Source organism: Methylobacterium sp. B1, assembly GCF_000333255.1.
Taxonomy (GTDB): Bacteria; Pseudomonadota; Alphaproteobacteria; order Rhizobiales; family Beijerinckiaceae; genus Methylobacterium; species Methylobacterium fujisawaense.
The window spans coordinates 1-2,029 of sequence record NZ_BACT01000504.1 but is presented as its reverse complement, the minus strand read 5'-3'; the positions used below and the strand labels follow the sequence as shown (position 1 = coordinate 2,029).

Genomic DNA, 2,029 nt, shown 5'->3' with positions numbered 1-2,029 from the left:
GATACGCAGCGCGGCTCAAGGCCAAGAGGCTGACACCCGAGATACAGCGCGCCCGGTGCATTGAAGCCGCGCGTGACGCTGGCGCCGGCGACGATCAGACCGACTTCGATGCCGCCGTGGGACAGATCAGGACGCCGGGGAAGGCCAAGGGCCGAGCGAGCTCGCGGCGTCGTTGAGCCGGACTCCCGCGAAGGTGAGCGTCGCCGTGTAGACCACGGTTCCAGCGTCATCGCGGACCAGGATAACGAAGGCTTGGTTATCCCCGTCGCCCGGGATCGCGAACCGCGCGATCTCGGGCAGGCTTCGCATCGCGAGAGCGCGGGCCGCCTCAAAATTAGCGCAGTCGCTGCCTTCCTCGTCGCGATGGAAGCTTCGGTTGCTGATGTCGAAGAAGTACCGCGGCATGGGGCGCTCCACAGTAAAGGGGCGGGAGCACGCTCTACTCTCGGCCACTGACGCCCGAATCAGTCTGCCAGCGATAGGCGCACCTTTACACGGTTGTCCGTGGTCGGGTTTGATTTGGATCGTCGAACACCGCCGATCTATGATGGCCACACGGCATCATCGCTGACGAATCAGCCCGCACCGGCGGACCGGGCGGCCCTTTCGGGATCCGCGCCCTGGGACATGAAAAGCCGGATCCGCGGCGCGAAGCGGTCGTTGCCCTGCGCCTCGGCGCGATGTTGATCGCGTTCCGCGGCTGGAGCGCTGCCGTGAGGGCCTGCTCGATCTCGGCGATGCTCGGGATCGGCGCGGCGATACCGGCCCCGGGCGCGCGCCGCCCGTCCGGACGCCGCCGATGATGGATCCGGTGAGGCGCAAAGCGCGTCGATCACGGCGCTGGCTACGATGCCCTCGGACGGTCTCCGGCGGAGACACCTGACGGTCCGATCAGTTCGTCCTGAACCGCCCGACGGCGCCAAGCCGTGAGCAGAGCGGCGAGGGCGTCGGGGTCCAAACCGTAGCTGTCCGGCAGCCCGGCTCCACGCCCGGTGAGCTGGCGGTTCAGGGCGACGAGGCGGCCCCCTCCGACGCGCGCATCGTCGAACACGACCATCCGCTGCATCGTGCCCTTCACGGTCACCGCTGCGAAGCCGCTGACGTCGTGCCAGGACATGCGCCGCGACCGGCCGGCCTGCACGATCGTTAAGCCCGTCCCGTCGAGATGCAGCGACGAACCCCGGATCGCCACGAGGATCAGGACCGGCAGGCCGCCCAGGAACAGCACGACGCCCGGCCAGAGCAGCACCTGCATCGTCACCGACGGCGCCTCGTGCATCAGCATCCAGAGCATGACCCCGCCGAAGACGGCCGACAGGGCGGCGAGGAACAGGATCTTCTTCACCGAGGCCCGTAGAACCACCGGACCGGGATAATGCGCGAGCACGGTCTCCGCCGAGCGGGTCTCCGATTCCAGCAACCCGGGCCGCATGTGCCAGACGGAGACCGCCGCACAGACCCCGAAGAACGCTGTCGTCGCGACGCCACCGTCCGCCCCCGTGACGATCATTCCGACGCCGCCGGCGACGAGAACGAGGCTGAGGCCGAGCAGCAGCGCGTGTCGAAAACGGGAACCGCTGGCTTGGTTCGACACGGACGACCTACCCCTGATGGGCGCGGCCGATCAGGTTCGTCCGCGTCCGGTTGCGCATGGTCACGCCAAGGCCAGCACGCCCGCGACCACCGCCACGCCGACCCCGAGCCACGCCACATAGTCGCCGATCAGGCCGCTGTGCAGCACCTCCAGCGCACGGGTCGGCGCCGATTGCGTCGCGCTCACCGGTCGGACCACCAGCGCCGGCAGGCGTCTCCGGAACAGCCCGTAGCCGGCACCCGCCAGCGCGGCGACCACGGATGCCCATGGCAACCAGCCTGGTCCCTCCGCCAGGGTCTCCACCGCCGGCCGGTGCAGGAAGGCCGACGCCGCCCGCGGAAGGGCAGCGCATCATCGCGAGGTCCCGTCCGGCGGTGCCGTTCAGGACCACCGGCGCCAGCTGGTCGGGAAAGATAGCCGGCAACGGCGGAAGGT

The 2,029-nt window shown here is 69.3% G+C and carries 3 protein-coding genes; all 3 read right to left on the bottom strand.

Translation table 11 applies throughout. The features are described 5' to 3' along the window. Window positions 1-126 precede the first annotated feature (126 nt). Window positions 127-405, bottom strand: coding sequence for a hypothetical protein (locus tag I53_RS14810; RefSeq protein WP_043351966.1), 279 nt, complete (start codon window positions 403-405; stop codon window positions 127-129). A gap of 439 nt (window positions 406-844) precedes the next feature. After that, entirely contained in the window at window positions 845-1,594 is a 750-nt protein-coding gene (locus tag I53_RS14805) for a hypothetical protein (protein WP_085987664.1), read from the bottom strand. A 60-nt stretch (window positions 1,595-1,654) separates the two neighbouring features. Then, window positions 1,655-1,867, bottom strand: coding sequence for a hypothetical protein (locus tag I53_RS14800; RefSeq protein WP_251982321.1), 213 nt, complete (start codon window positions 1,865-1,867; stop codon window positions 1,655-1,657). Window positions 1,868-2,029 lie beyond the last annotated feature (162 nt).

Coding starts and splice junctions, on each gene's coding strand:
- I53_RS14810 (WP_043351966.1), bottom strand. CDS start 405: ATGCCGCGGTACTTCTTCGACATCAGCAACCGAAGCTTCCATCGCGAC.